Below are 24,525 nucleotides of genomic sequence, written 5' to 3'. Positions count from 1 at the left end.
GTTTGGTTTTTAAAATTGTTAGATTGACATTATTCGTTCTGGAAACGTGGTGTTCTTTTAAATTTGAATATGATTTCCCAATCTCCTTTTTCATATATGCTGAAGTTTAAAAGTAGGTTTGCATCAATTCTAAATGCATTAAACCCAGTCCTGGTATATCCTATATTTATTTTTGCCTTATTTGAAATGGCATATTTTGTATCCAGATTAGTCAGTGGTATTGGATAAGCAACATCATAGCGTACGTGGGTGTTGGTTTTACTCATGTTAAACCCGTGTACCAATTCATTCCATTTCGTTAAATTGAATTTTGCAGGATCAATCACAACTGAATCTTTGTCAAAGAATTTAAAGGTCAGGGTATTGCCCTCACCAACCTTTCTGAAATAAACCCTGCTCAAGCTATCGTGCATGAGAGTATCCTTTGAAACATACACATTTGTCATGGCAGCGTGATTTACAAAAGCTGCAGTGTAGGCATTTCCATTGATGTCTGATCTTGATTCTGATTTTCTTAACCTTGTATACGGATCGTATTCATATGGTTCGTATGGGATATCCTTAATCGGGCGTAACCGGAAATTTTGTATCACCCGTTCGTTCCCCTTATTTGTGATTTTGATATCAAATAAATATCCTTCATTGGGGTAGGAGCTTACGATCTGTGCGCCAGATCTGTAAAAGATAAAATCACCGGATCCTGGTCTGATCTCGAAAAACGGTTTATTTACCAATTTCCTTTTGTTTTCTATTTCTTTCAAGGTTTTTTCGGTACCATCGTATAGGCCAGTCCATTCCAGGACGGGACCGGACTCCATAAGTTCAGGTGCCGGACTACCATCAAAATGACGCATATTTTGTAGTGAAAAATTTAGAGGGTAACTTGATCCGTCTGCATTGAAGCTGGTTTTATACAATAGTGTTCTGCCTAAAATCGGCTCGTAAATGGCAACACCTGCAAAAGTTGCCTTATTGCTGAGATAATCTTTTTCTGCAGGGGCCTTTTTACAGGACGGCATAAAAGACATAATCAAACTTGTCATGACTATTAAGACAAGATTATTTTTTAGCATTTTCCTTTTCATTAGTAGTTTCTAAGTTTTATTCGTTCTGATATAAATCGATCGGCACCCGCAGAAGTATATTTGTATTTAAGTACAAATTCCTGGTTAACAGGGTCGTAATGGCAGTCTCCATTATTTCTGATAGTAAGGTTTGCCGAAGTGGGAGCAGAGGTTATAGTAACACTATTGTCCGTCGGATTAACAGTTAACCGCATGAAAAACCCATTTGCTTTTAGGTCGGCCGCATCAGTTTCTACAGTATGCTGATCAATTGCGGTCAGTGTTTTGTTAAGCTCCATCCAGATCCGGGTTGCAGTAGGAAGCACGATTGCGCCTGATGAGGTATTAAAGCGATCGGAATACGGGTTTTGTAAAGTGCTTGCGAACGTGACAAATGATTTGAAACCAAAAACATGGCTCGGTTCGAGGATGTTTAGGATTCCGTTATTGGTTTCCAGGTTGCTGGTGGTTACATAAGAGAAAATCCAGTCTTTGGTGAAGCGGGATCCATTTAAGTCGCTGTATTGAAGTAATAAACTGCCTGTGCGTATGCTTCCCTGTGTTGTAGTTGCAACTGCATTTACATGAAGCCTTCTTTTATTCAGTGTAACTACATCCAGACCATCTGCCAGCATAAATTTATCACTGGTGAGTTTTCCGGGGATCATGTACCTCATCAGAAGCGTCCTCCATACGAAAGGATCTACTTCAGCTATATCCAGTGGTTCCAGATTTGAAGCTCGTCTGTTTGCATTTAAGTTATCCAGGGCAGTTAGTATACTGAGATCTGTAGGTGCAAAAAAGGTGATTTTTGAATTTTTGATGGTGTCAGTCAGGTTTGCCCTCTCAATAATATACAGTAGCGTATCAAAAGTTCCTTTTTTGCTGCGCATATAGTCGTACATATTTAGGTCAGTCTTGTTATCCGGAGTACTGTTCCGGTAACTGTTGTCCGTTTTTTTACAACTCTGCAGGACTGCACAGGCTGTCAGAATTACGGTGGTTATTAATAATAATTGCTTACGTAACATTATGCGTGATTTAATTAATGCCAGAATTTATTTTGAACTAATTTGCCGTTGTTGTTTAGTGCACTTTTTGATATCGGCCACTTTGTCGCCCCCATTGCAATGTCGGCATCAGTAAGTTTGGTGAAAGCTTTAACTTTTTTTAACCGTATCAGATCATACCATCTCCATCCTTCACCAAGTAATTCTCTTCTTCTTTCTTTAAAAATAGTTTCGAGGATAGTATTACCATCTGTGGATGCGAATTCTGAAAGGCCTCTTATGGTTCTTACCTGATTCAGATAGGTAACTGCATCAGCTTTGTAATTCAAGAAGACTTTTGCTTCAGCGCGCAACAACATGATCTCTTCCAGTCTGAAAATAACGATGGCCGACTGATAGCTTCTAAAAACCGGTGTCTGCGAAACGCTTAGGTTTTTGATTTTGGAAAACATCGGAATTGAATTGCTGAAATTGGTAAAGTAACTACCTACAGTTGATCCGTCAGCAGCTAATGAGAAGCGGGCATCATTGGATTCGTTGAAAATTTTCAGAATGCTGTCCTTCGGTATATAGATATCCGGAGTTTTTTTCGCGATAAATGGTTCGCTTAAGGTCCAGTCTTCTACATGTCCCTTTATAGACGCTTCCTGATTTTTTGCAGCGAAATTTATGGAGAAAATTACACTAAAGCCCTGACCGGAAAAAATCCCGCTTGAAGAAGTAAGGTTGCCTGTTGATGTGGTGTTGTAACCTCCATTTGCGTTATTGTCGATAACCAGCTCACAGTTCTTTTCAGTAGTGGCGTAATCTCCTTGCCAGGCTGCTATATGTGCAGCGAGTGCATAAGCAGCTGCTTTGGTTGCAATAATGGATTGTAATTGAGCGGATGTCTGTCCATAGTACAAGCCTAATTGCTCAGGTCCCTTTCCATCATACCTCCATGGTAAATCTTTAGCTGCATCTGCTGTTTCTGCTGCAGCGAAGGAAAGTAAATCTGCTTCAGAAGCCTGGGTTTTCTCTGTGAAACTACCTTCAGTGTTCGACCTGATTAATGGTGCGTTACCCCAGATCCGGGCTATGTAGAAATAAGATAAGGCCCTTAAAAACCTTACGTTGGCCATATCAAGTTTCAAGTCTTCTTCACGGTAACGGAAATCATTTTTTGTTACCAGGGAAAGTTTTTCCAGGCAAAGGTTGGCCTGTGCAATAACAGCATAAAACCTTCTCCAGTCTTTCCATTCGGACATGGCTCCATAATCTGCGTTTAAGTCCTGATTAACAACTGATGAGATGTCTTGCCGATTGGTTACGCTGAAATCACCGCCTCTTAATTCACCATATGCAAAAAAGGCATTTTCATTGGAAAGAGCGGCACGAAGCAAACCATAGGTTGCAAATACTGCAGATCTTGCGTCATTTTTCACTTTCCACATCTGGTCTGTCTTGACCATGTTTGTTGAATTAATATCGAGAGATTTCTTACAGCCGGTCTCTGATAAAGTGATTAGACAGGTTACAAGTAATAATAATTTTATTTTCATGTTTTAGTCTTTTAAAGCGTTAGGTTGAAGCCAATTGTGTAGGTCCTTGGTATTGCCATGCCTAAGCCGGTATCGTAACCCATATAATTCACCAGTTCGGGGTCTGTACCTGAGTATTTGGTGATGGTAAACAAGTTATTGCCGGTAGCGTATACCTTAATGCCGGATATTCCACGTTTTTTTACCCATCCTAAATTGCTCAGGTCATAGGTTAATGTGGCTGTTCTCAATTTGGCATAAGATCCGTTCTCAAGAAAAAGAGTTTGGTCTGTCTGGTATGGATTTACAGAGCTCCAGGGATTATAAACGGGATACTTAGCATAATCACCGATATTCGTCCAGAAAGTGATTTCCTTGATTCCGTTCAGGTTATCCGCACCTTCTCTGTTTGCAAAGTCAAAACGGCTTGCCATACGGGAGTTGATGATGTCGCGGCCTAAAGCGTAAGAAATTAATACGTTCAGGGAGAGGTTTTTGTAGGTGAATGAGTTGGTAAAGCCTCCTGAAACTGATGGTGTCAGATGTCCTTTCAGGATTTTGTCATTATCGTCGATGATGAAATCGCCGTTTGTGTCTTTCCAAATCGGATCTCCTGCCTTTAACGGAATCCCGTTATAGCTCATTTTTGCACCTGTTGAAGGATTTACGGGAACCTCGGAATCGCTATTGTAAATACCTTCATTTTGTAGTAACCAATAATTGTCAATCGGCTGGCCCAGTGTTATCTTTCTGTTGTTGCTGATAACAGTCCGGGTGTCACCTGGTAGTGCAGTTAGTTTGTTCCGGTTGGTTTGTAAAATAATGCCGGTAGTCCATTTAAAAGCTTCTTTGTTAAGAACCAGGCCGTTTAATGTAACTTCTATCCCCTGGTTTCTTACATCCATGCCATTTACAAGTTTGTTGCTAAAACCATATTCAGAGGGTACAGGGATTTGCATCGCCTGTTGCTTATCTGTTTTTGAATATAGTTCAACATTGGCGTTGAGCCTGTTGTTGAACAAGTTGATGTCGAAGCCTAAGTTGAATTGTTCGGTATACGGCCATTGAATTCCAAAACCGGTATAGCCTTTGGTAAATGGTAAACTCAAAGTAGGGATTCCGGCATAAGAAGGTATATTCTGACTGCCACTCCAGCCTATGTCTACCAGATAACCAGGGCCATACCCATTGTTGTTGTCTAAAAATTCACGTCCAATTCTGCCATAGCCCCCAAAAAGTTTTAAACTATTGATAAATTTTGAGGACTTCAGGAAATCTTCGTTGTGTAGGTTCCAGTAAATACTGGCGGATGGAGAAAAGAACCAGCTTAGACCAGTTGAATAAAGTGTTGAGCTTCCATCAGTACGTAAGCTGCCCGCAAAACCATATTTTTGTTTATAATCATATCCAAAGTTAGCTGCAAAAGAATTCATGTTTTGGTTAACATAGTCCTTATAGGCATAAACCATCGTTTTGTCAAAGGTGTTATTGTAGTAGCCGTTTGTTTTAATGATTTTTATAAAATCTGAAGGGCCTTTATAGGCTTTGATATAATCATACTTATACTTGTCTTGTCTCAGGGTTTGTGTAAGACCAAATGTGAAGTGATGAGTATCGTTTAGTGTGTTGTTATAGGTGATCGAATTGTCTACGTAAATTCTTCTGTTAAAACCGGTATAGTAGGAGATGAAGCTATTGCCTTCGTTCAGGCTGCCCGGTACAAAAAATTCTCTGGTGTAGTCTCCTACAACCATTGCTAAAAGGGACTTGATCTGGATTTTATCAGATAAATTATATTTGGCAATCAACTGACCTTGTAGATAGGCTGTTTTATTTACATCCGACAGCTTTTCCAGATTGTCGTTGTAAACACTTAAAAAGTCTTTATTTGGCGGCAGTGGGGTAGTTAGGGAAGGCAGATAGCTTTCTTCTGCATACCTGCTTGTTAACGACTGGTTACGCTGCCTGTTAAGCAGCGCGCCCGACAGATTTGTGTAAACTTCCAGGTTTTTAACCGGCAAGATGTTGATTTTAAGGTAAACATTGTATCTATCCAGTCCTGTGTTTGCAACAGTCCCTGCATCTTTTTGCTGTCCGACACCGAAAGAGAAATTTGCACGCTGTTTACCCCCGGAAATTGAAAGGGAGTTGCCAATAATGTAATTGTTTTTGTAATAGGTGTCGTCCCAGTTTGCCGCACCATAATATGCCGGTTGAGAATAATCTGATAAATAAACAGGGTAGTTATCTTTTAAGGCCTGGGAAGCGTATTTATTATAAAACGGCATTCTGAAGTCATTCTCAAATGCAGCATTAATGGTTTGTACACCAGGTGCCTGGCTAAATCCGCCATAGGAGTTGAAAAGCACTTTCCCTTTATTCGCATAAGGTCGTTTAGTAGTGATTTCTATAATTCCATTTGCGGCCAAAGGACCATATTTTGCGCTTTCTCCGTGGTTTTTCAAAACCCTGATAGATTCAATGTCATTCAGGTCCAGAATAGACATTATATCAGTATTGGGGCCTATTTTTTCATAATCATACTCCTGTATGTTAAAAGCAAATGGATGATCGGTAATTATCGGAACTCCATCAATTACATAAGTGGGTTGTGAATAATAACTGCTTTTTCCATTTAAAAACCAGGTTGCTGTACCCCTTATAAGAGTGGATGAAGGTACTCCGGGTTCTCCGGTAGTTCTACGATAGTCCAATCCTGCAACGTTGCTTTGAAGGAGTTGTCCTATGTTCGAAAAAGGCGTTTGAAGGGCTTTGGTAATCTGCAGGTCCGAAGCTTTTCTCTTTTCAGAAAATTTCCCGAGGCTATCTGTTACAGGGGCTGCGGCGGCAGCTAGCCCTGTACTCTTGACATTTTGGGAAAAGCTGTTACTGCAAAGCATAGAAAAACCTATGGCTAAGGCCATAGTAAGTAGTTTTCCTGAAGATAATGGGTAATGTTGTTGCATATAGCTGTGTTTAAGTATTGCTCATACTGTTATTTAATGAATTCTTTTACGCTTGCTCGGGTGCTTGTTTGGTTATTTGGTCTTTAGGTTGTTTAGTTGGTTAGTTCGTTGGCTTAATTTGGTTGTTGGTTTGGGTTGGTTATTTCTTTATAATGAAATAAAAAAATAGTTCAGCAGTTGTTTGTACTACAATTCTAAAATAAAAATTGCAATAAATAAAATTTTATTTTTAATATTTGTAAACTTTATTCGGGTGTTAATTTAGTTTTAAGGTGGTGTTAAGTGTTTGTTTAGTAGGTTTTTTGTAGTTTTAATAAGGTTTTAATTATTTAAAGATGATTTTGTTTTTTCTTTATGTTTACTAATACTAAATTATTAATAATATTAACTATCTTGCGTTTATATCTTATAGATGCTGATTTATTTACTTAAAATTAAAATTATTTATATGAGAAAATTTTACAGTCGAGCTAATCTGACTACCTGTAGTCTTTATGCTTTTAGCCTGCTGCTCGCTATGATGTCCTGTAATAAACCCAGGTATGATCTCGTGGACAAAACAGATGATAATAACCCTTCTGCCAAGCGTAGAAAGGTGTTGTTTATTGGTCTTAGCGGTGTACGGGGATCTGCTGTTCAGAAAGCAGAGATTCCTAATATTACTAAACTGCTTGCTAATTCTATTTTTAGCTTTGATGCGCTTGCAGAACCTCCAACCTGGGAAGAAACGGGATGGTCATCTTTGTTGACTGGTGTTTCTGGTAAGAAACACGGAGTTACCGGCAGTAGTTATGCTGGTAACGCATTTGATAAATATCCCATGATTTTTACCCGGATCAAACAGTTTAATCCTCAGTTGAAGACTGTTTCGGTAGCTGCGGCAACATCGTTAAATACGTTTCTGGTAAAGGATGCTGATGTAGCAGAGAGTTTTGAGAATGATGATTTGGCGGTTAAAGAAGAGGCGATAATTTCACTTGCAGATACTACGTCGGATGTAGTGCTCGTAGACTTTAAAGGAGTGGATATCGCTGGGGACCAATATGGATTTGATACGACTATTCCTCAATATATGCAGGCTATTTCAACTGTGGATGCGTATGTTGGAGAGTTGGTAGCGGCATTAAATGCCCGAAATTCCATTGATAGGGAGGATTGGTTGATTGTTGTTTCTTCAGACCATGGTGGAAATTTATCTGGTCATGGAGGTAGTGATTATGAGTCGCAAAACATTTTTACGATGTTTTATAATAAGAATTTTAACCCAAATAATATCACGAAGCCCCAAACCAGTACTACATTTTTGAAGATAAATCAGGTGGATGGCTTGCAGTATGCTTATTCGAATTCTGATCTGTATAAATTGAATAAATATCCAAAATTTACTTTTGAAATGAGGGTGAAAATTGATGGAGGTCTTTCAAGTGATCCGCCACTGGCTTCAAATAAAGATTGGGGAAGTGGTGGTAATGCGGGTTGGGGGATATTTGTTTCCGGTCAGAAATGGAGATTTAATGTTGCTGATGGATCGGGAAACAGAAGAGATATTGCGCCTTCTGCATTACCTGATTTAACTGATGGTAAGTGGCATCATATTGCGGTGACCGTTAATAAAGCGGGGCTTGCGAAAAGTTATCAGGATGGTGTTTTTTATGGTGAAATCAATGTTTCGGCTGTGACAACCTGGGACAATACACAACCAGCTACGCTTGCTATTCTTGACGACGGTACGCTTAAGGCGAGGAATACCTGGGGGTATACGGTTAAAGCAAATGTTGCAGATATTAGGATGTGGAATGCTGAAATAGACCCTGCTACTTTAGCTGCTTATGCTAAATGTGATACTATAATTACTCCTGATCATCCATTTTACGAAAACCTGCTGGGTTGGTGGAGAGGTGTGGACGGGAAAGGTGATATTCTGAAAGACTATAGTTTAAAAAATAAAAACCTTACGATTTTTGGGGCTCCTAAGTGGGAAGAGGTTGGGAAAAACTTATGTGGTGAAGTCATACAATCTGAAGTTCCCAAAACAGTTGATGTTGCCGCACAGGTTTATTCCTGGTTGCGTATCCCGATAAAACCTGAGTGGGGTCTCGATGGCCGGGTCTGGATCAATAATTAAGATTGTGAATTTGGTCTGGGATCGCTGATAAGCACAAGGTTAAGGTTGGTTTAATGCAGGTACGCATAAGTGTACCTGCATTTTTTTGTTGCCCAGGCTGGATAGTGTTTTTTATGTTTCGTTAGGATTTCTGAATCCCCTTTGAATCTGGTATTCAAAAGGGATTCAGAATGTGTTTAAGCTCTTCTGTCTAATATTCCTGTGATAGGGCCTTTAATGCCAAGTTTTCGGTTGAAAAATATGGAGACTAAAGCCATTACTATTATGGAGACAACAGTGAGCATGTAGCTAAATCTAATCAGTACATTGCACCAGCTTAGATCTTTCATGAAGAACTCTTTGTATAGTAGCAGGAATACGCTGCCCATATATCCGGCAGAATCACAGATGTAGACAAAAAAACCAGCGTTTGATTTTATTTTGAATAAAGCGATCATTCTCTCAAACAGTACCATTTGAATGGGTGTATAAGCTAGAAACATTCCTGTTCCCAGCAGCAACATCCACCAAAAAGGGCTGATGATATGCATTTGGAAAAACAACGTGCTCATGCCGCTGATCAGTAAGCCTAGGATGATCAGGTATTGAGTGGCCCAGAAACCGCGTATGTTATTGCGGATTGTGGAAAGGCTTCCTATGGCGATCAGTACAATGATCCCTGAAATGGTCTCTGTTAACGATAGTACTCCTTTGTCCCAGTGAATATCTATTTCATTCCAGATCTCAACAGAGAAATTGTCTCTAAAGTCGCGCATAGTTGTTAGCATCATATAAACCAGACCGATTCCAAAAATCGCAAAACCAAACTCGGCCATTGCTGCGCGTTTATCCTCTGCGTTCATGGGTAAACGTTCAACGCGCAATAGTTTGTCGGTTTCAGTCGGTTCCGGAATTACCGATAGCATCCAGACGAAGGTTAAGAACAGCGGAAAGAAAATTACGCCCATTAATGCGGGCATCCAAAATTCAGAAACCGATGGAAGCCATTCATGTACAATAAAATAAATCGTTTTAATCATTCCGGATGAAAAAATCAGGCTGATGCTTAGTCCCATTGCTAGTGTTTCTGTAAAGCGTCTGCCTTCCAGGTAGCTAAATATGATTCCCCAAACTAAACCCAGAGGAAGGCCATTTAAAAAGAGAAAAAAGAAATTGTAGGGTTGAGGTACCACTCCAAAAAGCAGTAGTGCAACTTCTGCAAAAAGAATGAGGCAAATGATGAGTTTCTTTCTGCCTGATGCCTTAAGTTCTGAAATTACTTTAATGCCCATGACTTTTGAAAGCATGTATCCCATCAGTTGCGCAATGATTAGGACTGCTTTGTAATCAAGGTTCCATAGGGTTAGTCCGACGTAGGTCCCATTGGTAAAAGGTTTCCTGAAGGCGTACATGCAAAAGTAAGTTCCAAAGGCAGCAACCATACACCAGATAATAAAAAAGAATTTCGAGTTGGTAAGTAAATGGTTTATTCGCTTCATGTGGGTTGATTGTTGTGTTTATCCTGGTTCGCCTAACTGTAAATCTTCTTTATACTTGCTTCCGAATATCCCGCGGCGGATGTCATGCCTTTTCCTCCAACTGCAGTGCGGATGTGTATACGGTTGTCGATATCGTATTCTACAACATGTTTAGTGTCGTGCTGAGGGTAGAAGCCTGCCCATGTTGAGGCTATTTTGCTTACGTCAAAGCTCACAATCTCTTGGGCTGCCTGTAGCATCAATTCGTTAATATGACTGTTAATTCCAAAACCAAGGTCATCGGTGTGGTTTACATCGGCATATTCGTGTGAATCTCCTATAATAATGGAGCCGTCAACGGCTTTTTTGAACAAGATGTGGATACCCCATTTTTTACATTCAGCGTAGCGGTCGGGGTTGGAAATTCCTGCGTAAGATGGACATTCCTGGAATGATTCGTACCTGCGGATAGATAAGCCTGTCAGTATATTTCCTTCCAGTTGCACTTCGGGCATTGGCACAGTTCTCATCATTTGTAGTTTACTTAGGATGATTCCGCTTTGGCGAAACAACTCGGCAAAAAGTAATTTGAATTCTCCTCCGTTACAGATTACAGCTCTTTCTGCCTTAAATACCTGTCTGGCAGCAGTTGTGATCTCTATCCTGTCATTTACCACGGAGCAATCTAAGACTGCGGTCGAGGGCATGTAGGTTAAGTTGGGGTATTTTGCAACAGCATATTCCAGGAGTCTGTAAATCAATCTTTCTGGTTCTACGCTTACCTCCTGAGGGAAAAATAAACCACCTTTGCAATATTCTCTTTTTAACGAAGGCCATTTTGCTAAACAGTCGTCTACGGATAATAAATTAGCTTCGTAATCTACTGCGTCCATCCGTTCTTTTAACTCATGTAATAATTGAGTTTCTTCATCGTCTGATGAAAGATAAACGGTTCCATTGTTGCGGACACTGATGTCGGACTCGTTTTGGATTTGCTGATATAGTTCAGTTGATCTTCTTGCATAATCAAACCAATCAGAGGGCATGCCTGATACGACTGCCTGTCCGAAATTCCGGACTGTAGCATTTACAGGGTATTGGTCTTTCTCTGTAAGCAGGACTGTTTTGCCTAGCTTTAGAGCGTGTATTGCATGAAATGTACCCAGGATACCTGAGCCTACTACTATTAAATCGTATTGAATATTCTTTGTCATAATTACCAGGGCATTGAAAACGTTTTTATGTAAGAGAAGCACTTGATTGCCTCAATAACTCCTTCTTTTATACCTAAACCTGAATCCTTGATTCCTCCAAATGGAGAATTTTCTATACGGTATCCAGGTACTTCATTAATATTTACTGTACCTACTTTAAGCTCTTTTACAAAGCGGATGGCATGGTCCATGTTCTTAGTTACCACTCCTGATGATAAACCAAAAGCGGTTGAATTTGAGAGTTTAATTGCGTCCTCTATATCCTTAAAGATTAAAATAGGAGCAAGGGGGCCAAAAGATTCCTGAACTACCATTTGTGCGTCTCTTGGGACGTTGGTGATTACTGTAGGTTCCATTAATGCTCCGGTGCGTTTGCCGCCCAACAGGACTTTTGCACCGCTTGCTACGGCTTTTTTAACAACATCTTCCAGGTATATGGCTGATTGCTCGTCTATAACTGTTCCTACTCTTGTGGCAGGGTCGGCAGGATTACCAACTGTGTATTCTTTAGCTTTTTCAACAAAGCGACTGGTGAATTCGTTAGCTATATTTTCGTGAACCAGAATACGTTTTACAGCGGTGCAACGTTGACCTGAGTTTCTAAATGATCCTTCTGCTGCAAGCTCGAGTGCCAGATTTAGATCGGCATCTTCGAGGATAATCAGTGGGTCGTTGCCGCCAAGTTCGAGGATTACTTTTTTGTAGCCTGCTGTTCTGGCGATCAGTTTGCCAACAGCAACGCTTCCTGTAAAGGAAACCATATCTATCCTTGGATCTTGAACCAGTATTTCGGAAACAGATTTTGTGTCCCCTAAAAGAACGCTTAACATGTATGGAGGTAGTCCTGCTTCATACAGCAGTTCTACAAAACGGATTGCTGTTAATGGCGTTTTTTCTGAAGGTTTTAAAATTACAGGGGTTCCGGCAGCTAGTGCCGGGGCAATTTTGTGTGCCACCTGGTTTAGCGGGTGGTTAAAAGGGGTTATGGCTACGGCAAGTTTCAGTGGTTCGGTAAGGGTAAATATTTTGCGCCGTTTACCATTTGGTGAAATGTCGCATGAGTAAATCTGACCATTGTCCTTAAGACATTCTATGGCTGCAAAAAGAAGGACATCATGTGCTCTGCCAATTTCATATCTGCCTTCGGAAATACAGAGGCCGGATTCAGCAGTAATCAATTGGGCAAATTCCTCTTTTCTTTCTAAAAGTAAGGTTCGTGCCTTGTCAAGAATGTTATATCTTTCGAAGCGACTCATTGAAACGCCCCCTTTTAGGGCGGCTTCAATGGCATTATTTGTGTCGTTTAACCCGGCTGTTTCTACAGTCCCTACCAATGCACCATTGTAAGGATTGTGTACTGATAAGTGATTACCTGACGAAACAGGTTTGCCGGCAATCAGGGATGCCAGTTGTAAAACTTTGGGTGTGCTTATAATATCTACTTCTTTCATTTTCCTGTATAAAATGTAAATACGATTATTTAATGAGTACCGTTAACTGTAAAATCAAACACGTCAAAATTGCGAGGATCACCTTGTGTTTTCATTTTGTATATAGCATTTAAAGGGTGGGAGACGACCAATGGGACCATTTCTTCATATCTGCCGCCATGTGAGCGAAGGGTGCCGTCTAATGCTTTTAAATCATGATGGGCAGCAGTTTTTCCAACAACTACGTCACGTGCTGATAATACGAATAAGTCGCCGGTTCTGTCTTCAGGTTGCTCCAGTATGCGGCATCCCGTTTCTTTGTTGTAAACCTCTGTTACTCCTGGTTGTACGGCCAGCCAGTTTTTTATCTCATTAATCTTTGATGTGTCGTCCACGTGAACTGCTACATAGGAGCCTAAAGCACCATGGTGTTTTACATAAGGATCTGTAATAGGGCAAATCACTCTAAATCCATTACCAAATTTCTCGGTAAGCATAGTTTCGATAAATAATACATTGGGTGTACCATCGGCTTTAACTTTTGCGTTCATTCCATGATCTGCTGTAGCGCCAATAATTGCCCCTAGCTCAAGCATTTTGCCTAATTCGGTATCTTGTGCCTCATAAAATGCTAACGATTCTTCTGTGTCGGGTGCGTAAGTATGTTGCATGTAGTCAGTTAAAGACAAGTACAGGAAATCGGCCATGCCCTTTTCTATCAAGGCCACACCGGCGCGCAGTACAAATAGGCTTGCTTCCGCACTGTAAATAGCTGGGGTTTTGTGACCAATAATTTGTTCTGCATTTTCAATGCCGTGCGTGTCCAGTTTTGCCTGGTCAGCTTTTTCGGCCGAGAAGGCGATGCCGTTTAGTTTGTAGGAAAGGATATCGCGCAATTTTTCTTTAGCGGTAACCACGGCTACTTTACGACCTGCATTTGCAGCCGCCGCAAGTAGTGTTTCGGCCCTAAGGTATTCCGATGAGTTCATCATCACTTCCTGATCCTTTTGGGTATCATAGAAGAAGTTACCACAGATGCCGTGCACAGCAGGGCTGACGCCTGTAACTATAGATGAGTTGTTTACATTGGTAAAGGAAGGGAGTGCGCCACGTACCATGCCTCTGTAGCCTTGCAGGGCCATCTTTTTAAGATTGGGCATGCGATCGTGAGCCATAGTTGTGTCCAGGTATTCATCTGCAGAACCATCCATGCAAATTACCACAATGGGTTTTGCTGAAGGGTTATACGTTTTACCATTGACTGAAAAGGATTGAGTTGAGATATTATTCATTATTATATTGTTTTTATTGCTTTTATTTTTCAGGTATCGGATTGTGTAATATTATTAGTGTGTTTTGCAGAATTTATAGGTTTATATAAATTTAGTGAAAAGAGCCGCCAAATGCGGCCCTTAACCATTTACTAACCAATTTTTATTTTAATAACCACATTACCTGGTCTCTGTCGTCTACTTCGCTGCCAAATTGAGCTCTTAGTGCTGCTCTGTAATTTTGTTTGTTGTCTGTGTCTTCTGCTGTTGGATATGCCCAGCGAACAGGGATTTTTGTAACACTGTTTTCTGCTGAGAATTTATAAGTAGGTACACCAGTTCTGCGTGTCATAAAGAAGGATTGTAGTCCGGAATTTTCTGCAAGTGCCAGGTACATCTGTTCGTGTATTCTTTTTAAGCCGGCAGCGCCAGGCATATAGGGGGCGTTAGTCGTTAAATAAGTGTTGGCAATGCCGCCATCAATACCATAGAATTCCATGGATGCTTTTACGCCATTGTCATAATGGGTTTTTGCAGCTGAAGCGGCCCATCCTAGGTGAATTCCCTCTGCAATGTTTAGTTCTTGTTCGGGATAACCAATCAAAATAGAAGGCTGGCCGATAAAATTCCAATAGCGGCGCTCATTGGGGTAAGATATTTCTCCACCCAACCTTCTGGTGACGTTTACAGTCCCTTCTGCTGATATGTCTGCGCCTTCATAGGAGTTAAAGTCTTCCCTTACGGCTGTTTCATTAGTTGGATTGGCTGCTAATGCGTCAGGTGTTGGGTCGGCTACTTTTTGTAAACGTGGGTCCATGTAGTTTTTTAGCATATCAATATAAGTGTCTACCATGATTGTGCTTGCCCGACTGACTGCCGAATTGGGGTTGTAACCGCCTCTAAATCCATCTTCATCTCTATGTGTGATTTCCATATTGTCAACCAGGCCTGTCATCAATGGATATTGAGCTGGATTGTTTACAATAGCTGCAAAACGATCTTTTACCTTCAGGTCTGCGTCATCTGCTTTTTTACTTAGGGATATTAATACTCTTATGGTATAAGCATTAATTGCTTTTTGCCATCCTTTTAAATCCCCTTCGAAATAAAAATCTCCAGCTATTTTTTGTCCTTGATGAGTGCTGATGTAGGTGCCTAACTCATTGTTCGCCTCGTTTAGCCAGTTTAGACATTGCAGGTAAACTGATTTCTGGCTGTCGTACTTGGGTTGTGGTATTTCGGCGCCTTTCATGGCTTCCGAGAGTGGGATGTCTCCCATTCTTGTTGTCATCTCTATATAATTGTAGGCACGAAGAAATTTGGCAAGAATAGCGTAGACTGGTTCATTCGTAGCTGTGGCTTCCTGTACCATTTTGTCGATGTTGCGTAGTGTATTATAGGTGAAAGTTCCGCTGCCAAAACGAAAACTTATCGAAGCAGCGTTGTCAACAGCCGACCAAAGGTGGTACTGCGCGTTTTGGTATTCATCTGAAAAAGAAGATACGGGTTGTGGTATAACTGATGTAAATAAAAGATTTGGTGGAACCTTGCCGGGATTGTTTGGATTTTCCCTAAGTTCATCGAAATTCTTACAACCACTCGCCAGATTTATAATGATCAATACGACTATTGATTTTGCTATAAAATTTTTCATAATCAAGAGTTTTAGAAATTAAAGTTTAAATTGAAACCATATGTCCTTTGGGCGGGATGTTGTAGCGCTGTGTCGCCTGCGCTCAATGTGTAGGTATCTAAATCCCCAAATGTATGATCTTTGGTCCAGTATAGTAGATTTCTCCCAACAAGGGATATTGAAGCTTTTTTAATAAGCCCTTGTTTTAATAGTTTAGCTGGAAGCGTATAGGTAAATGTCAGTTCTCTTAGTTTTACAAATGTTTTTTCGATAAGATTGCTTTCCCATGCGCCTTTGTACCCGCCGGCCCAGTTTTGATAATCTACTTTATATGTACTGGCCTCAAACTTTCTGGTGTCTGTCAGGATATTTCCCTCCGGATCATAGGTAACTCCTCCGCTTACTATTTTTACGCCTGGTATTTGCATTGTCTTAGCATCGGTTTCATTTGCGTATGCGATGTTTGAAAGTTCTCTTTCAGGATGTATAGCGTCAGGATGTGAGCCGGATCTCCATAAGTCTCTTTCATAACTGTCGTATGTGATCCCGCCAAATCGGCCATCAATGAGGAAGTTAAGTGAGAAGTCTTTGTAGGCAAACGTATTTCCCATGCTCAATGTAAAGTCACCCTGTGTGTGTCCAATCAAACGAAGTACATCTGTTCTTCTAGGTAAGCCGTTGGGTTGAATAACCAATTGGCCATCCGGAGATCTTTCCCATTCGTTGTACCAGTAATCGTTTAACATGTCGCCTACTTTCGTTCTGCCGTCCTGGGTTTGAGGAGTGCCATCAGGTAAAGGGGGGAGTGACTTCAGGTAAGTGTTTCCCTTGTCGAAGTTTACAAGCGTTGACCAGCTGAAGTTGTCGGTGCGTATCGGTATTGCGTTCAGTGTAATTTCAGCTCCTCTCCTTTGAGTAGTTTTTCCATTTAGTTTCTTTCCGCTATATCCTGATGTTTGTGAGAAAACCTGCGTGAAAATTTGTGGGCCGTAATTGTTTTCATAATAAGAGAATTCAAGTCCCAGTCTGCTGTTCAGGAATCTTGCTTCGGCTCCATATTCGTATGCTACGTTAAACTCAGGAGAGATGTTGGGGTTGTCTAATACATTCGGATAGTTTGCTATTGGCAGGTTTCTATACCTGTCTCCGGTCTCGTAGGTGTTGGTTGCTTCGTAGAATCTATAGGTACCATCTGAGACGTCAAAATCACCGCCTACTTTTGCATAAGAGGCCCTGAGTTTTAGGAAATTAATGGCCTTTGGAAAAGTGAAAAGATCGGTTAACACGGTGCTTACTGATACCGATGGATAAAAGAAGGAACTGTTTGCTTTTGGTAACGTTGATGATTTATCTACTCTGCCGGTGAATCCTAGGTAAGCCCAGTTTTTGTATCCTAAATCTACTGATGCATAGGCGCTGTATACTCCTTTTCTATACTTTGAGCTGGTTGGGGTTACTTTGTCTACAGAATTACTTAATTTAAAGATTCCCGGAACTACCAACTGTGTGGTTGAGGCATCATAAAAATCTGCATTATGAAAACGTTGGTTGGCACCTAATGTGGCTTCAATGGTTAGATCTTTATTGAGGAAGTTATCTGAATAGTTTAGTAAAATGTCGGTATTAGATTCAAGTATCTTATCATGACTATAGCGGTAGCGACCTCCACGGTCTCCAATGTCGTAGTTGTAGATGCTCACCGCTATTTTTTCCTCGTCAGTTAACGAGTAGCTGTTTAGTGTGGTTCTGACGAATGCATTAAGCTTGCTGCTTATGTTGAAATTCAGCTTTAAGTTTCCAAGTATGTCATTTTTTTCATAGGGTTTTTGCCATGCGTAGGCCAAAGCGTAAGGATTGTTGTATCTCCAGTTTTCCACAAAATACTGTTGAACTCCTTCTTTGCCCGGTACCCAGTAGTCTTTTAATTGTCTTACATCAAAATGAGCACCTCCCCATATAGCAAGGTTATAGATAGCTGAGGTAGGGCCATATACTGCGCGTAGACGATTGTTTGAGCCTTGATGGTCATATTGTAATGAGCCTTCAAGAGACAATAGATTGGATATCTTTAAATTACCATGTAGTCTGGTGATGTTGATGTTTAGTTTTGAGCCTGGTTGAGAGGCTTTTGCGTATTTGTAAGTATGGGAAATGATAAAGTTGCCATGCTCGCCCTGACTTTGTACAGAGATGTTGTTTGAAGTGACAATTCCGGTTTCCATGAAGTTACGGAGGTTATCTGTTGATCTGGCAACCCATGGTGTAGGGATTCTTTTGCCTGTTTGCGGATCAATAGGGGAGTCGAATTGAGCAATTAATCTGCCGTCAAACTTAGGACCCCAGATAGAATAATCATAATCATTTGTTCCTCCTCCGCCTGCAGCACCGGTACCAAAAGCATATTGTCCGGCATTTCCTGGGCCATACTGACTTTGTGCCTGAGGGATTCTTATAAAATCACCTTGAAAGGTGGTTGATGAATTTAAGGATACAGTCGTTCCTTTCTCGATTGATTTTCCGGATTTCATGGTGATCTGGATAGCGCCATTGATCCCTCGGGAGCCGTATAGTGCAGATGCTGCTGCCGATTTTAATACAGTTACATTTTCTATGTCGTCAGAGCTGATGTTCCACATGTCTGTATCGGAAGGAACTCCATCAATCACTAACAATGGTTTGCGCCCACGAAGGTATATTCCTGGAGTTGAGAAAAAATCACCGCTATTGTTGGTGATTGTTAAACCGGCTACCTGTCCTGTGATCGATTCCAGTACATTGGGGGCAATTGCTTTTTGCAGTGATTCTCCTTTTAGTTCTTGTACGGCGTAACCCACGCGTTTTTTTTCCTTTTTGATACCAAGCGCAGTTACTACGACTTCATCTAGTGCATCTGGATCCGGATCTAGCTGTATTGTTAATGTTTTTTGAGTTCCGATGCTAATTTCTTTCGTTCTGTAGCCAATAAAGCTGATGATCAGCAGGCTGTTGGTTGGGGCAGAAATGTTAAACTTGCCTTCTGTGGTGCTAGTCGTTCCATTTTTACTTCCTTTAATCTTTATCGATGCGCCCGATAAAGGTTGATTGTTCTCGTCAACTACAGATCCTGTAATTGTGTTTTGGGCATAGGTGATACCCAAAGTTAGCAGCGATATCACTACTGTGATCCAGCTTGCTTTTTTTAGTAAGCAACAAATTTCCATAATTCAAAGAGTTTAGTTTGGCTACACTATTGTTTAGTGTATATACAAATGTAAATACTTTATATAAAGAATTTGTTAATAAATGCTAAACTTTGAAAATATATAATTTGAATTAAAAATGGCGGATAAGTTAATTTATCCGCCATTAATGTGTTTTATTTGTAATTATTAACCAATAACTTTAATTGAAATTAAAGTTATTGGTTTTGTGTTTAGTTTTTGTAAACTAAAATTTACCGAGGAGTGTTGTGAATTAGTCGTTTGTGATGAAGTAATAAACAACCAGCATAACCGCATCAGAATCACCAACATTAGACAGGTTGTGGCCGAGCCTTCCATCGAAGAAAATTGATTCTCCTTCTTCAAGGATGTAGTTTTTTTCTTCAATCAGGTAGTCGACCTTTCCTTTGATCAGGTATTTGTATTCAAAGGCGTCAGTAGTTACCATTTTATTACGACGGGCACCTTTTTTTAGCTCGAGTAATACGAAATCCACGGGGCCGCCGTGTATATTTCGGGCGAGAATACGTTGGTAGTTAAATCCCTTTGCTGCTTCTTTTTTTAGTGGTTTGTAATCGTTTTTACGAATTACAAAAACTTTTTCCTGGTGATCGGCAGGGGAGATGTCTTTAAAGAAGCCTGTTAAGTCAAGTTTTAGGGAATGTACAATATTCATTAACACAGGTAATGATGGAATAGTACGATTGTTCTCTATTTGCGAGATCAGACCTTTACTTACACCAGCTCTGTCGGCCAGCTCCTGGATTGTTATGTTCTTTTCCTTACGTATTTCTTTTATTCTGTAACTGATCTTAAGGATGATGTCGTCTTCCATTGTTTCGGATTTTATCCAAAAGTAATCAAAATTTCTAATGAAGATCACGTTTTGGATATCGGTATTTTTCTTATTGTTACTATAATAAGTTTTTTATTGAAAACTATCTGCAACAGCTTTTCCTCTCCAGCTTTGAGGGGCTTTTAATCCTAGTATCCATGCAATAGTTGCACCTGTATCATAAGTGATAATCACATCTTTGATCTCATGGTTCTTTTTGACTCCGACACCATTTATTACCCATGGAATCTCAACTTCGTCCAAAGATTTTCCCCCATGGCCTTTGCCTGTTCCACCGTGATCAGCAGTTATTAAAATAATGGTTTCGTTTTCAATCCCTGCATCTTTTATAGCCTGTACAATTTTTCCGATTCTTGTGTCAACTTTTTGCAGTTGCTCGTAATATGCTGGCGTTTTGTGTCCAATCGCATGTCCTGTATTATCTGGTTCATCAAGATGTACAAAAGTGAAGTAAGGCTTATCTCTTTTAATAATAGCAGCAGCAGTATCAGCACAGAAATCATCATTATCATTACCAGGTACGAATATGCTGATTGCATCTTTCTCTACCAGTGGCCCGATTCCTGGCCAGCTGAAAATTACTGCAGTTTTCGCAGCAGGCTTTTGATCTCTGATTACACTAAAAATTGAAGGAAACAGACCGTATTTAGAAGTAGTTACTGAAGGTATTTCTGGAGTTTTGCTTCCCCATTCAGTATAACCATGTTCTGTGGGGCCGGCGCCCATCAACATTGAAGCCCAGTTAACGGCACTTGAAGATGGAAGTACTGACCTGGCTTTTAAAGACCATGCGCCTGTTTCCATTAGTTTTCTAAGATTTGGCATTTTGGCCTCAGGTACTGCGTAAGCACCAAATCCATCACATCCAATTAAAACAATGTGTTTTACTTTTTTTACCTGTGCATTAAGCTGCATTGCAAAGCAGAACAGGCAGGAGACAATAATTAATTTTTTCATTTGTGTTTTTTGTTTAAAATCCAACTTTACTTGTCTTTATAAGAATGGATAACCATATATTCTGACTCAAGATAGGTGCTGGAATGATGGTTATTTGTTCTTGAAGTTAAATGTAGGTAAATATTTGTTTAGTTTTACTAAACAATTAGAAATATTACAAATACATCATACTAAGTTGATTTTAACTTGTTGTTATACAGGCGCACTCATACCAAATTCTGCCCACTCTTCTTTTGACGGGCCATAAAGTCCTGCTACCGGAAGTCCTAACATTCGCATAATTACCGTCATCTGACCACGGTGATGGGTTTGGTGAGCAATAAGTACGCGTAATATTTTTCCTTTTTCCCATTGTTGGCCATACATTTCTATTTTGTCTAGTAAGGAGGAATCAGTCCATTTAGAACGAACAGTTTTGCTCAATAACTCAGCATATTTTTTGTAGGTTTCCAGAAGTTCGCCTAATGTTGGGGGGATCTCTGAATGTTCAAGTGTATCCTCATTAAACAATCCGGCACGCTTTCCCATTTCGCTGATTGTTTGGTTGAGGTGCCATGCAAGGCGTGCGAGTGAGCGTACGTTTGAATGAACCAAAGTGTTTCTGGTACTTTCAGTAATTGATGAAAATATTTTGACAGAACCTATTGATTCTGCATCCCAGTCTTTTATAAAATCTTCAATGCTTCTATACATGGTTAAAATTTGATTTGATAAGACAAATTTATTGTTTTAATTTATTTATACTAATATTTTTAGTTTTTAAATTAGGGTTGCCAATGTAATTAGCTTATTTTTGTGATGGATGCCTAAAGCAGTATGGTATACCAACAACCTAAGTAAATAGAAGTTTTATGATTGAATTGATTTATTTTTCAGAAAAGCAAAGTGGAGCTCCTGCTTATCAGGTGATCCAGTTTAATCCTGGGGAGCCTTGGCAGATCGTAGACGGGGATGAGGTGATCGGAAGTATGCAGAAACAGGAAGGTTTATGGAGTTTGCATGCACTGAGTAGCGTACCTGATGGTTTGCTTACCGGTATTGCTAATTTAATTGAACAGCAGCATTTTAATAGATTGCCAGCTAAAATTAAGGAACACTGGGAGTCGTATGTACTTGAGGTTATTACCCAAAATGACGCTTTGTATTTAATTGTTTGTAAGGAGGGGATTGATTTTGATCGGTTTAAAAAGCTATTCTGGGGATATATTGGTGAATTGATAAAAGACCAGTGGCAGATTCGTTTCAGGGTTTATAATGTAGACATGTCTGATGATTTTGAAGTGTTGGTGAATTAAAAGTTGTTGTCTTTGGGTAATTCGGAATCGAATGCGGAAGGGATTATGTAAACTTATATTGTAATTATATAAAATTACTATACCAGTTCAACGGTATTTTTGGCATCAAATACCAGGGATGGTTTATCCCTAAACAATTAGATGAAGAAAAGGTTATTAAAAAAGTGGATTAAGCATATTCAATAAATATTATAAAAGATATGGATAAGGTAAACCAGAAAACTCATAGTAATCATGCTCATAAGATGGCTCCGGTTAGGTCTGAAAATAATAACCCAGGCGATAAATATTACTGTCCTATGCATTGTGAGGGTGATAAGATGTACGACAAACAAGGAAGCTGCCCTGTTTGTGGAATGGATTTATTAAAACAACCTTCTGTAAAAAAAGATATAAAATATACTTGTCCGATGCATCCTGAAATTATCAGGGACGAACCTGGTTCTTGTCCGATATGTGGTATGGATCTGATACCTATCGGGGCAAATGAGGAGGAAGAGGACAAGACGTATGAAAAGTTGCTGTTCAAATTTAAAATAGCTGCAGCGTTTACTATTCCCATTTTTATCATTGCAATGACCGAGATGGTACCAAATAATCCACTTTTCAAATTGATGGGGCTTGAGTATTGGAATTGGGTGCAGTTGATATTATCCATTCCTGTAGTTTTTTATGCGACCTGGATGTTCTTTGAAAGGGCCTGGAGGTCTGTCGTAACCTGGAATTTAAATATGTTTACACTGATTGGTATTGGCGCTGGCGTAGCCTGGATTTTTAGTCTGGTAGCTTTGTTCTTTCCTGGTATCTTCCCAGATCAATTTAAAACACATCACGGTACTGTATATGTTTATTTTGAAGCCGCAACGGTTATTCTTACGCTGGTATTACTCGGACAGCTTTTAGAAGCCAGAGCACATGGAAGAACAAATAGTGCCATAAAAGAACTCCTAAAACTGGCGCCCAATAATGCCACAAAAATTGTGGGAGATAAAGAGATGTTGGTGTCTATTGATGATATCCAAAAGGGAGATTTGTTGCGTGTAAAACCAGGCGAAAAAATACCTGTTGATGGAAGTATCAAAATAGGAGAAGTAACAATTGATGAGTCTATGATTACTGGTGAACCTGTTCCTGTAGAAAAGAAACCTGGCGATAAAGTGAGTTCTGGTACGATAAACGGGACTAAAACTTTTGTCATGCTTGCTGAAAAAGTCGGTTCTGAAACCTTGTTGTCCCAGATCATTGAAATGGTAAATTCTGCCAGTCGTTCTAAAGCGCCAATACAAAAGATGGCGGACAGGATTTCAGGGTATTTTGTGCCTGTGGTGGTATTGATTGCCATAGTTACATTTATCGTTTGGGCAATTTATGGACCTGAACCTGCTTATGTATATGCATTTGTAAATGCCATTGCGGTACTGATAATTGCATGCCCTTGTGCCTTGGGACTGGCTACGCCTATGTCTGTTATGGTAGGTGTTGGAAAAGGAGCTCAATCTGGTATACTTATTAAAAATGCAGAATCTTTAGAGAAAATGAATGCCATCGATGTGGTTATCATTGATAAAACAGGGACTGTTACTGAAGGGAAGCCATCAGTGGAAAAGGTAGTTACAGCAAATCCTGATTTTTCCGAAAAAGACGTACTGCAAAGAATAGTGGCCCTGAACCATAGTAGTGAGCATCCACTTGCGCAGGCAACACTACGTTATGGCGAAGAAAACAGTATAGTGGTTCAATCCATTACTAATTTTGAAGCGGTAACAGGAAAAGGGGTGATTGGTACGTTAAAGGGAGAGCAGCTGGCATTAGGGAACCGGAAATTAATGGAGCATGTTCATGCTGGTATCGCTCCTGAATTGGACGAGCAGGTTAAAGCTGTACAAAAACAAGGTAAAACAGTTTCTTATCTGGCTGTAGGAAATAATGCAGTTGGCTTTGTCGTGATCTCCGATAAAATAAAAACATCCAGTGCATCTGCTATTCAGAAACTTCAGGAGGAAGGGCTGCAGGTGATTATGTTTACGGGTGATAACGAAGATACGGCCAGAGCAGTAAGTAAAACATTGAATTTGGATGGTTTTAAGGCGCAGATGCTGCCGGAAGATAAATTGAATGAGATAAAGAAATTACAGGCCAAAGGTAAAAAAGTAGCAATGGCAGGGGATGGGATCAATGATGCACCTGCTTTGTCACAAGCGGATATTGGGATTGCTATGGGAACAGGAACAGATGTTGCGATCGAAAGTGCGGGGATTACATTGGTAAAAGGCGATTTGAATGGAATTGCAAAAGCTCGTTTATTAAGTCATAAGGTAATGGGAAACATTAAAGGAAATCTGTTTTTTGCTTTGGGGTATAATGTGCTTGGAATTCCTGTAGCTGCAGGACTGCTGTATCCTGTTTTCGGAATGTTGCTTTCGCCCATGATCGCGGCGTTAGCCATGAGTTTTAGTTCTGTGTCTGTTATTTTGAATTCCCTAAGACTTCGAGCAGCAAAAATTGACTAATAAAAGAACTCTCTGAA

General features: G+C 40.1%; 16 protein-coding genes. 3 read left to right on the top strand and 13 right to left on the bottom strand.

Going from position 1 to position 24,525, the window contains the following annotated elements:
• Nucleotides 1-29: 29 nt before the first annotated feature.
• From R2Q84_RS14160 to R2Q84_RS14145, 4 genes are read right to left on the bottom strand one after another with little or no spacing between them, the layout of a single operon-like run.
• Nucleotides 30-1,043 (bottom strand): DUF5007 domain-containing protein, encoded by a 1,014-nt coding sequence (locus R2Q84_RS14160; RefSeq protein ID WP_316817218.1) that lies wholly within the window; start codon nucleotides 1,041-1,043, stop codon nucleotides 30-32.
• 41 nt (nucleotides 1,044-1,084) lie between these two features.
• Nucleotides 1,085-2,095 carry a BT_3044 domain-containing protein gene (locus R2Q84_RS14155; RefSeq protein ID WP_316817217.1) on the bottom strand — a complete coding sequence of 337 codons (1,011 nt, stop codon included), beginning with the start codon at nucleotides 2,093-2,095 and terminating at the stop codon, nucleotides 1,085-1,087.
• 14 nt (nucleotides 2,096-2,109) lie between these two features.
• On the bottom strand, nucleotides 2,110-3,615 hold the full coding sequence (locus R2Q84_RS14150) for a RagB/SusD family nutrient uptake outer membrane protein (protein WP_316817216.1): 1,506 nt from the start codon (nucleotides 3,613-3,615) through the stop codon (nucleotides 2,110-2,112).
• 11 nt (nucleotides 3,616-3,626) lie between these two features.
• Nucleotides 3,627-6,560 carry a SusC/RagA family TonB-linked outer membrane protein gene (locus R2Q84_RS14145; RefSeq protein WP_316817215.1) on the bottom strand — a complete coding sequence of 978 codons (2,934 nt, stop codon included), beginning with the start codon at nucleotides 6,558-6,560 and terminating at the stop codon, nucleotides 3,627-3,629.
• A gap of 448 nt (nucleotides 6,561-7,008) precedes the next feature.
• On the opposite strand from R2Q84_RS14145, the gene R2Q84_RS14140 reads away from it, so the two are divergent.
• Nucleotides 7,009-8,685 (top strand): alkaline phosphatase family protein, encoded by a 1,677-nt coding sequence (locus R2Q84_RS14140; RefSeq protein ID WP_316817214.1) that lies wholly within the window; start codon nucleotides 7,009-7,011, stop codon nucleotides 8,683-8,685.
• Nucleotides 8,686-8,861: 176 nt separating this feature from the next.
• Here the strand turns inward: R2Q84_RS14140 and R2Q84_RS14135 are convergent, their stop codons facing one another.
• The 9 genes from R2Q84_RS14135 to R2Q84_RS14095 all read right to left on the bottom strand — a co-directional run bounded on the left by R2Q84_RS14135 (nucleotide 8,862) and on the right by R2Q84_RS14095 (nucleotide 21,396).
• Nucleotides 8,862-10,163 carry a DUF5690 family protein gene (locus R2Q84_RS14135; RefSeq protein ID WP_316817213.1) on the bottom strand — a complete coding sequence of 434 codons (1,302 nt, stop codon included), beginning with the start codon at nucleotides 10,161-10,163 and terminating at the stop codon, nucleotides 8,862-8,864.
• Between the two features lie 32 nt (nucleotides 10,164-10,195).
• Nucleotides 10,196-11,356, bottom strand: coding sequence for a TIGR03364 family FAD-dependent oxidoreductase (locus R2Q84_RS14130; RefSeq protein WP_316817212.1), 1,161 nt, complete (start codon nucleotides 11,354-11,356; stop codon nucleotides 10,196-10,198).
• 2 nt (nucleotides 11,357-11,358) lie between these two features.
• A complete protein-coding gene (gene phnY / locus R2Q84_RS14125) occupies nucleotides 11,359-12,807 on the bottom strand; it encodes a phosphonoacetaldehyde dehydrogenase (protein WP_316817211.1) in 1,449 nt (482 codons plus the stop codon).
• A gap of 29 nt (nucleotides 12,808-12,836) precedes the next feature.
• Nucleotides 12,837-14,078, bottom strand: a complete 1,242-nt coding sequence (phnA, locus tag R2Q84_RS14120; protein ID WP_316817210.1) for a phosphonoacetate hydrolase — start codon at nucleotides 14,076-14,078, stop codon at nucleotides 12,837-12,839.
• A gap of 142 nt (nucleotides 14,079-14,220) precedes the next feature.
• Complete coding sequence (locus R2Q84_RS14115; protein ID WP_316817209.1) at nucleotides 14,221-15,711, bottom strand: SusD/RagB family nutrient-binding outer membrane lipoprotein; 1,491 nt, start codon at nucleotides 15,709-15,711, stop codon at nucleotides 14,221-14,223.
• Between the two features lie 11 nt (nucleotides 15,712-15,722).
• Nucleotides 15,723-18,890, bottom strand: a complete 3,168-nt coding sequence (locus R2Q84_RS14110) for a SusC/RagA family TonB-linked outer membrane protein (RefSeq protein WP_316817208.1) — start codon at nucleotides 18,888-18,890, stop codon at nucleotides 15,723-15,725.
• Nucleotides 18,891-19,143: 253 nt separating this feature from the next.
• On the bottom strand, nucleotides 19,144-19,725 hold the full coding sequence (locus tag R2Q84_RS14105; RefSeq protein ID WP_316817207.1) for an XRE family transcriptional regulator: 582 nt from the start codon (nucleotides 19,723-19,725) through the stop codon (nucleotides 19,144-19,146).
• A gap of 93 nt (nucleotides 19,726-19,818) precedes the next feature.
• Nucleotides 19,819-20,703, bottom strand: a complete 885-nt coding sequence (locus R2Q84_RS14100; protein WP_316817206.1) for an alkaline phosphatase — start codon at nucleotides 20,701-20,703, stop codon at nucleotides 19,819-19,821.
• Nucleotides 20,704-20,895: 192 nt separating this feature from the next.
• On the bottom strand, nucleotides 20,896-21,396 hold the full coding sequence (locus R2Q84_RS14095; RefSeq protein ID WP_316817205.1) for a DinB family protein: 501 nt from the start codon (nucleotides 21,394-21,396) through the stop codon (nucleotides 20,896-20,898).
• A 158-nt stretch (nucleotides 21,397-21,554) separates the two neighbouring features.
• On the opposite strand from R2Q84_RS14095, the gene R2Q84_RS14090 reads away from it, so the two are divergent.
• Complete coding sequence (locus R2Q84_RS14090; RefSeq protein ID WP_316817204.1) at nucleotides 21,555-21,998, top strand: hypothetical protein; 444 nt, start codon at nucleotides 21,555-21,557, stop codon at nucleotides 21,996-21,998.
• A 200-nt stretch (nucleotides 21,999-22,198) separates the two neighbouring features.
• Nucleotides 22,199-24,508 carry a copper-translocating P-type ATPase gene (locus R2Q84_RS14085; RefSeq protein ID WP_316817203.1) on the top strand — a complete coding sequence of 770 codons (2,310 nt, stop codon included), beginning with the start codon at nucleotides 22,199-22,201 and terminating at the stop codon, nucleotides 24,506-24,508.
• Nucleotides 24,509-24,525: the final 17 nt, after the last annotated feature.

Source organism: Pedobacter nyackensis (assembly GCF_032678475.1).
In the GTDB taxonomy this organism is placed as follows: domain Bacteria; phylum Bacteroidota; class Bacteroidia; order Sphingobacteriales; family Sphingobacteriaceae; genus Pedobacter; species Pedobacter nyackensis_A.
Note: the sequence above shows the minus strand (reverse complement) of the source record. Positions and strands in the feature narration are given on the sequence as shown.

What these genes read in the sequence shown, in the direction of transcription:
- R2Q84_RS14130 (WP_316817212.1), bottom strand. Translation starts at nt 11,356, where the DNA reads ATGACAAAGAATATTCAATACGATTTAATAGTAGTAGGCTCAGGTATC.
- R2Q84_RS14095 (WP_316817205.1), bottom strand. Translation starts at nt 21,396, where the DNA reads ATGTATAGAAGCATTGAAGATTTTATAAAAGACTGGGATGCAGAATCA.
- R2Q84_RS14100 (WP_316817206.1), bottom strand. Translation starts at nt 20,703, where the DNA reads ATGAAAAAATTAATTATTGTCTCCTGCCTGTTCTGCTTTGCAATGCAG.
- R2Q84_RS14155 (WP_316817217.1), bottom strand. Translation starts at nt 2,095, where the DNA reads ATGTTACGTAAGCAATTATTATTAATAACCACCGTAATTCTGACAGCC.
- R2Q84_RS14085 (WP_316817203.1), top strand. Translation starts at nt 22,199, where the DNA reads ATGGATAAGGTAAACCAGAAAACTCATAGTAATCATGCTCATAAGATG.
- R2Q84_RS14090 (WP_316817204.1), top strand. Translation starts at nt 21,555, where the DNA reads ATGATTGAATTGATTTATTTTTCAGAAAAGCAAAGTGGAGCTCCTGCT.
- R2Q84_RS14160 (WP_316817218.1), bottom strand. Translation starts at nt 1,043, where the DNA reads ATGACAAGTTTGATTATGTCTTTTATGCCGTCCTGTAAAAAGGCCCCT.
- R2Q84_RS14135 (WP_316817213.1), bottom strand. Translation starts at nt 10,163, where the DNA reads ATGAAGCGAATAAACCATTTACTTACCAACTCGAAATTCTTTTTTATT.
- R2Q84_RS14145 (WP_316817215.1), bottom strand. Translation starts at nt 6,560, where the DNA reads ATGCAACAACATTACCCATTATCTTCAGGAAAACTACTTACTATGGCC.
- R2Q84_RS14110 (WP_316817208.1), bottom strand. Translation starts at nt 18,890, where the DNA reads ATGGAAATTTGTTGCTTACTAAAAAAAGCAAGCTGGATCACAGTAGTG.
- R2Q84_RS14140 (WP_316817214.1), top strand. Translation starts at nt 7,009, where the DNA reads ATGAGAAAATTTTACAGTCGAGCTAATCTGACTACCTGTAGTCTTTAT.
- phnA (WP_316817210.1), bottom strand. Translation starts at nt 14,078, where the DNA reads ATGAATAATATCTCAACTCAATCCTTTTCAGTCAATGGTAAAACGTAT.
- R2Q84_RS14150 (WP_316817216.1), bottom strand. Translation starts at nt 3,615, where the DNA reads ATGAAAATAAAATTATTATTACTTGTAACCTGTCTAATCACTTTATCA.
- phnY (WP_316817211.1), bottom strand. Translation starts at nt 12,807, where the DNA reads ATGAAAGAAGTAGATATTATAAGCACACCCAAAGTTTTACAACTGGCA.
- R2Q84_RS14105 (WP_316817207.1), bottom strand. Translation starts at nt 19,725, where the DNA reads ATGGAAGACGACATCATCCTTAAGATCAGTTACAGAATAAAAGAAATA.
- R2Q84_RS14115 (WP_316817209.1), bottom strand. Translation starts at nt 15,711, where the DNA reads ATGAAAAATTTTATAGCAAAATCAATAGTCGTATTGATCATTATAAAT.